The 6231-nt window shown below is 62.5% G+C and carries 6 protein-coding genes and 2 pseudogenes; 4 read left to right on the top strand and 4 right to left on the bottom strand.

Annotated elements, in window-relative coordinates; all coding sequences use genetic code 11:
- Both HX846_RS18765 and HX846_RS18760 read right to left on the bottom strand, forming a co-directional pair.
- Positions 1-176: pseudogene (locus tag HX846_RS18765) on the bottom strand (tripartite tricarboxylate transporter substrate binding protein); the annotation flags it as partial.
- A 34-nt stretch (positions 177-210) separates the two neighbouring features.
- A complete protein-coding gene (locus HX846_RS18760) occupies positions 211-1491 on the bottom strand; it encodes an OprD family porin (RefSeq protein ID WP_008437839.1) in 1281 nt (426 codons plus the stop codon).
- Positions 1492-1727: 236 nt separating this feature from the next.
- Here HX846_RS18760 and HX846_RS18755 point away from each other — a divergent pair, with 236 nt between their 5' ends.
- Together HX846_RS18755 and HX846_RS18750 are read left to right on the top strand one after the other, a co-directional pair.
- Entirely contained in the window at positions 1728-2399 is a 672-nt protein-coding gene (locus HX846_RS18755; RefSeq protein WP_003212008.1) for a response regulator, read from the top strand.
- Entirely contained in the window at positions 2392-3777 is a 1386-nt protein-coding gene (locus HX846_RS18750; RefSeq protein WP_003212006.1) for a sensor histidine kinase, read from the top strand. Before HX846_RS18755 ends, HX846_RS18750 begins: the two co-directional genes overlap by 8 nt.
- Here HX846_RS18750 and HX846_RS18745 read toward each other — a convergent pair whose 3' ends face one another.
- On the bottom strand, positions 3778-4599 hold the full coding sequence (locus tag HX846_RS18745; protein ID WP_003212004.1) for an HDOD domain-containing protein: 822 nt from the start codon (positions 4597-4599) through the stop codon (positions 3778-3780). It abuts the gene before it with no gap.
- Between the two features lie 36 nt (positions 4600-4635).
- Complete coding sequence (locus tag HX846_RS18740) at positions 4636-5577, bottom strand: folate-binding protein YgfZ (protein ID WP_177054967.1); 942 nt, start codon at positions 5575-5577, stop codon at positions 4636-4638.
- A 139-nt stretch (positions 5578-5716) separates the two neighbouring features.
- Here HX846_RS18740 and HX846_RS18735 point away from each other — a divergent pair, with 139 nt between their 5' ends.
- A complete protein-coding gene (locus tag HX846_RS18735; protein WP_003212000.1) occupies positions 5717-5971 on the top strand; it encodes a succinate dehydrogenase assembly factor 2 in 255 nt (84 codons plus the stop codon).
- Positions 5955-6231 (top strand): annotated as a pseudogene (locus HX846_RS18730) (hypothetical protein); the annotation flags it as partial. The gene HX846_RS18735 and the pseudogene HX846_RS18730, both read left to right, overlap by 17 nt.

The following is a 6231-nucleotide window of genomic DNA, read 5'->3' as shown; positions in this document are numbered from 1 at the left end:
CTCAACAGTTTCTCGTTGACCAGCGCGCTCTGCGCCAGTTTGCAGGTCAGGTCGAAACCACCGCCAGGGGACGCCGGGGCGATGCACTCCGGGCGCTTGGGCTCGGCGGCCAGCAGTTGGCTGGCGAACAGCATGCAGCTGGCCGTCAGGGCAAATTTACGCAGTGAAAGGGTCATGTTCATCTCCATCATTGTTGTTATGAGGTTGCTGTTACCAGAGTGCGACGCTGTAGCTCACCAGCAGGCGCACTTCATCCGCATCACGGGCCGAATAGTTGGAACGGTAGGTGGCATTGCGCAGACGCACGGCCACGTCCTTGAACGTGCCGCTTTGCACCACGTAGCGGATCTCGCTGTTGCGTTCCCACTCCTTGCCGGTCTCGCCGTTCTTGAGCTTGATGTTGTCACCCGACAGGTAACGGCTCATGAAACTCAGGCCGGGAATCCCCAGCTTGGCGAAGTCGTAGTCGTAGCGGGCCTGCCAGGAGCGTTCTTCGGCGCCGGCAAAGTCGTTGATCTGCACGAAGTTGACAAGGTAAGGATCGCTACCGTCCACGTAGGGAAAGGCGCTGTCGCCGGACATGTGCTGGTAACCGGCGCTGAGCTTATGGCCATTGAGGGCATAGCTGAAGAGGCCGTTGAGGGAGGTGTTGTCGATCTTGCCGCCGCGCGCCGCACCGGTGTCGTCACTGACGGCCAGGCGCAGGTCGGCGCCGAAGGTGCCGGGGCCCATCGGGCGCGAGGCCACGAGGCCGAGGAAATGCTGGCGGTACACGTCGTCGAGTTGGGCGAAGTGGTAGCTGCCGGTGATCTTGTCGGCGAACTTGTAGTCCACACCGCCGAAGTCGAAATGCTTGCCGGTGGCGCCGCTGAGGAAGCGGCTGTTCTTGTTGTTGAGGCCGATGTCTTCGTAGTTGGTGTCGTCGCGGTCCTTGGCCTTGTTCAGGCGGCCGCCGGTGAACACCAGGTTCTTGAATTCCCTGGAACTGAGCAGGCCGCCTTCAAACGTCTGCGGCAAGATGCGCCCGTCGTTGGGCTTGAGGATCGGCAATTCGGGGATCAGCGCGCCGATCTTCAGCTCGGTGGCGGAGATCTTCACTTTGCCGGTCAGGCCGAGTTTGGAATATTCGTTGGCGGCGCGGCCGTCGTCGTGGGTCGGCAACAGCCCGGTGCCGGTGCGGTCGGGGCTGGAGTCGAGCTTGACCCCGAGCATGCCCAGCGCATCCACGCCGAAGCCGACGGTACCGTCGGTATAGCCCGACTGCAGGTTGAGCATGAAGCCCTGGGCCCACTCGTCGCGCTTGGATTGCTGTGCGCTGGTGCCGTCGCGAAAGTCGCGGTTGAAGTACATGTTGCGGGTTTCGAGGGTGGCGGTGCTGTCCTCGAAAAAGGCGGCCTGGCCTGCGGGCGAAAAGCCGGCGAGGGCGGCGGCACTGGCAAGGGCGGTCTGGGTGATACGAGAAGAACGAGCAGGCGGCTGTGTGCGCAGCATCGTGGGTGTACTCCGTTATTGTTCTTATTTTGGCGAAAACGCTTCGAGGCGTTTTTCGGGCGCTATGGGTGAAATAGCTCGGCAGGCGAAACCCACCGTGGCTGGATGCTAAAGGGCGAAGCTTTCACTAACCTTTCAGTCGCCTTTCAATGTTTTCGGGCTTCACAGCGCAGGCCGCGCCTGTAAACTCCCCGGCAAAGCGTGGCGCCGACCACCCCCGAACGAGGTAAAAACCCATGCGTGTCCTTCTGGTCGAAGACCATCTGCAGCTAGCCGAAAGTGTCGCCCAGGCGCTCAAGAGCACGGGTTTGACCGTCGACGTGTTGCACGATGGAGTGGCGGCGGACCTGGCCTTGAGCAGCGAGGAATACGCGGTGGCGATTCTCGATGTGGGCCTGCCGCGCATGGACGGTTTCGAAGTATTGGCGCGCCTGCGGGCCCGTGGAAAAAATCTGCCGGTGTTGATGTTGACCGCACGCAGCGATGTGAAGGACCGCGTGCATGGCCTCAACCTGGGCGCGGATGACTACCTGGCCAAGCCGTTCGAACTGACGGAGCTGGAAGCCCGGGTCAAGGCGCTGCTGCGCCGTAGCGTGCTGGGCGGTGAGCGGCAACAGGCGTGTGGCGTGCTGATTTACGACCTGGATACGCGGCGCTTCACCCTGGGTGGTGAACTGCTGACCCTGACCTCCCGCGAGCAGGCGGTGCTTGAGGCGCTGATCGCGCGCCCGGGCCGGGTCATGAGCAAGGAGCAACTGGCTTCCCAGGTGTTTGGCCTGGATGAAGAGGCCAGCCCCGATGCCATCGAAATCTACGTGCACCGCCTGCGCAAGAAACTCGATGGCCAGCCTGTGGCCATCGTCACCTTCCGTGGCCTGGGGTACCTGCTGGAAGCCCGCGATGCATAAGCCCAGCAGCCTGCGCTGGCGCCTGCTGTGGAACCTGGCGCTGTTGCTGGTGGTGTTGATGATTGCCAGCGGCTTGAGCGCTTACTGGAATGGGCGCGAGGCGGCGGACACGGCTTACGACCGCACGCTGTTGGCCTCGGCGCGGACCATTGCGGCCGGCCTGTCCCACCGCGACGGCACCTTGAGTGCCGATGTGCCCTACGTCGCCCTGGATACGTTCGCCTACGACAGCGCCGGGCGAATCTACTACCAGGTCAACGATATTCACCAGAAGCTGATTTCCGGCTACGAAAACCTGCCAGGCCCGCCGCCGGGTACTCCACGCACCGATGACTATCCGGCGCTGGCGCGCTTTTATAACGCCAGGTATCAAGGCCAGAACGTGAGAGTGGTCAGCCTGCTCAAGGCAGTCTCCGAACCGAACATGAACGGCATGGCGGAAATCCGCGTGGCCGAAACCGACGAAGCGCGGGTGGCGATGGCGCGCAGCCTGATGGCCGATACCTTGCTGCGCCTGGGGATGCTGGCCATCGGTGCATTGTTGTTGGTGTTCTTTGCCGTGAGTGCGGCGCTGCGGCCGTTGGAGCGCTTGCGCACGGCCGTGGAAGAGCGTCAGCCCGATGACCTGCGGCCTTTGCCGCTGGTGGAGGTGCAGCATGAATTGGGCCCGCTGGTACATGCACTCAACCATTTCACCGAACGCCTGCGCGGGCAGTTCGAGCGCCAGGCACAGTTTATTGCCGATGCCGCCCATGAGCTGCGCACTCCGTTGGCAGCGCTCAAGGCACGCTTGGAGCTTGGCCTGCGTGCCGAAGACCCGGCTACCTGGCGCACCACCCTGGAAACCGCAGCCCAGGGCACTGATCGCCTGACTCACCTGGCCAATCAATTGCTCTCGCTGGCGCGCATCGAAAACGGCGCCCGGGCGATTGCCGAAGGCGGGGCCCAGTTGCTGGACCTGAGCCAGTTGGCTCGTGAGCTGGGCATGGCCATGGCGCCGCTGGCCCATGCGCGTGGCGTGGCCCTGGCGCTGGAGGCGGATGAACCGGTGTGGCTGCGGGGCGAGCCCACCTTGTTGAACGAGTTGTTGAGCAACCTGGTGGACAACGCCCTGGCCCACACGCCCCCAGGCGGCAACGTGATCCTGCGGGTCACGGCGCCGGCGGTACTTGAGGTGGAAGATGACGGCCCGGGTATCCCGCTGGATGAGCGGGACCGAGTGTTCGAGCGCTTCTATCGGCGCAGCCAGCAGGGCTTGGGGGCGGGCTTGGGGTTGGCGATTGTTGGCGAGATCTGCCGGGCACACCTGGCGCAGATCAGCTTGCATGACGGAGAGTTGGCGGGGTTGAAAGTGCGGGTCAGTTTTATCGCGGGGTAATCAGTAGAACATCGACCGTGCTTCATCCAGCTCGGCGCGCAAGGTGTCGCTGTAGGGGTCGAGTCGCAGTTTCTTGATCGCAGGTACCGTCAATATCGGCACGCTGGCCAGCGGGTGGTCAGTGTCGCGGTGGCAATACAACACGGCGACCTGCACCAGGTCGATATAGTCCAGGCGCTCGGAGTCGCGCTCAAGGTTCATGTACTGCGCCGGCAGGTTCACCAGCATTTCCGGGAAGTCCCAGCGCCGCAGCAGCTTGTCCCCCAGCAACGGGTGGATGCTTTCAATCACGTGATCGAGGCTGACCGGATCGGACAGCAGTTCATAGTGATCTTCGGCGAAGGTCAGGATCGGTAGCACGCCAATCTGGTGCACCAGCCCACCCAGCGCCGCCTGGTCAGGCTTCAACTGGCTGTGGTTGCGGCACAACGCATAGCTCACGCCGGCCACTTCCAGGCTGCGCCGCCAGACATCGCGCATCTTCTGTTCGACCACTTCGGAACGGGCGTGGAAGATCTGTTCCATCACCAGGCCGATCGCCAGGTTGCTGCTGTAGTTGGTGCCCAGGCGGGTGATGGCGGTGTGCAGGTCGGTGACTTCCTGGGTCGCGCGCAACAGCGGGCTGTTGACCACTTTGATCAGCCGTGCCGACAAGGCAGTGTCACGGCCGATCACTTTGCTCAGGTGGCTGATGCTGATGTCCGGGTCTTCGGCGGCCTGGCGAATGTTCAGGGCCACTTCCGGCAGCGTTGGCAGAACCAGGTCATCGTTATCGATGGCCACAACCAACGCCTGTTGGACTTTTTCCGCCAGCTTGTTCATTCAAGATCTCTAGGGTGTAGCAAAAAGGTACGACGATCAGCGCTGGATCTCGCGATCACGGTCCAGCTGGTAGGGCAGGTCGAGCAGCTGAAGGCCCGGGCCTTCCAGCGTGCCTACATGCACATCGCCACTCTCTGCTGCTTCGGCTTGCAGCACCGCTAGAAGTTCAATCGCCTGATCGGCACGGGCGGCAAGCACCACCTCGCCGATGGCGCTGTTGTGATTCGGGGAAAACAGTGGGGTGCCGGGCTCAGGCAGCTCGCCGGCATTCAGGCTCAGGCGATACAGGCGACGCTTGAGTTTGCCCAAATACTGCATGCGCGCGACGATTTCCTGGCCGGTGTAGCAGCCTTTCTTGAAGCTGACGCCGCCGACGGCTTGCAGGTTGAGCATCTGCGGGATGAACAGTTCGCGGGTCTGGGGCATGACCTGGCCGATACCGGCACGGATCTGGCCCAGCAGCCATTGGTTCAGTTCACCTTCGTGCAATTGTGCGGCGAGTTGGCTGTGCAGGGTTTGAGCTTGGGCGGCGGGGGCCCAGAGTTCGGCACGGCCCGGCGATACGCGGATGGCGATCAGGTCGTCGCTGCGCACCACGCTGTCGGTCTCGGCGGGTAGTTGGAGGCCGAGGCCGGCCAGTACCTGATCGGCATCCGACACACCGAAACGCGCCCAGGCAGCGCTTTCGTCGGTGAGTTTGGATTTGGAGAACACGGCGTACTTTTTCAGGTCCGCCAGTTGTGGCTCCAGCAGTTCGGTGGCCATGGCCAGCAACACGCCATCGCCTTGCAGCAGGATGCGGAAGCTCGACTGCATGCGCCCTTTCTGGGTGCAGCGCGCGCCCAGGCTGGCCTGGGTGTCACTCAGGTAGTTGAGGTTGCAGGTCAGTTGTCCCTGGAGGAACTTGGCAGCGTCGGAACCGCGGACGGCGAGAACGCCTTCGTGGGACAGGGGGCAGAAAAAAGCAGAGTCAGCCATGGGTCATCGCAGGTTAAAAAGTCATGAGTGCATCATAGAGGGGCGCCCGGCAAATGGATAGTTTCCGTATGGCCGACCAAAGCCGACTGTTCCAGGCAGCTTCGGCCTGTATACTTGCGCTCTATTTGAGGAGCGCTCCATGGTCGAAGATGTAGAACTCAATCGCCTCTACTGGCACAGCCGCCGCGGCATGCTTGAACTGGACGTGTTGCTGGTACCGTTCGTCAGGGAGGTCTATCCGCACCTCAACGACGTCGACCGCGACTGCTACCGCAAGCTGCTGGAATGCGAGGATCAGGACATGTTCGGCTGGTTCATGGAACGCGCCGAATCGGAAGACCCGGAGCTGCAGCGCATGGTTCGGATGATTCTGGATCGTGTCCAGCCCAAGTAATACGTTCGAATGCCGCTGGCACGCCTCCGGGCAGTTGCTGGCGGCTTATCTTTTCGCCCAGGCGTTCGCACTGGGTGCGCTGTGGTTTCTCGATGTGTCCCCGTGGTTCGGAGCCTTTGGCGCCTTGTTGTGCCTGGCCCATGCCGGTTGGGTATTGCCGCGTCATATCCTGCTGACTCACCGTTCGTCGATCCGTGGCCTGCGTCGCGACGAGGATGGCTGGCAGTTGTGGAGCGCCGCGCGTGGCTGGCACAGCGTGC

The organism is Pseudomonas sp. K5002 (assembly GCF_013386655.1).
Classification (GTDB): domain Bacteria; phylum Pseudomonadota; class Gammaproteobacteria; order Pseudomonadales; family Pseudomonadaceae; genus Aquipseudomonas.
Note: the sequence above shows the minus strand (reverse complement) of the source record. Positions and strands in the feature narration are given on the sequence as shown.

Excerpts from the sequence above, each read along its gene's own strand:
- HX846_RS18745 (WP_003212004.1), bottom strand. The coding sequence starts at position 4,599 with ATGAACAAGCTGGCGGAAAAAGTCCAACAGGCGTTGGTTGTGGCCATC.
- HX846_RS18760 (WP_008437839.1), bottom strand. The coding sequence starts at position 1,491 with ATGCTGCGCACACAGCCGCCTGCTCGTTCTTCTCGTATCACCCAGACC.
- HX846_RS18740 (WP_177054967.1), bottom strand. The coding sequence starts at position 5,577 with ATGGCTGACTCTGCTTTTTTCTGCCCCCTGTCCCACGAAGGCGTTCTC.
- HX846_RS18755 (WP_003212008.1), top strand. The coding sequence starts at position 1,728 with ATGCGTGTCCTTCTGGTCGAAGACCATCTGCAGCTAGCCGAAAGTGTC.
- HX846_RS18750 (WP_003212006.1), top strand. The coding sequence starts at position 2,392 with ATGCATAAGCCCAGCAGCCTGCGCTGGCGCCTGCTGTGGAACCTGGCG.
- HX846_RS18735 (WP_003212000.1), top strand. The coding sequence starts at position 5,717 with ATGGTCGAAGATGTAGAACTCAATCGCCTCTACTGGCACAGCCGCCGC.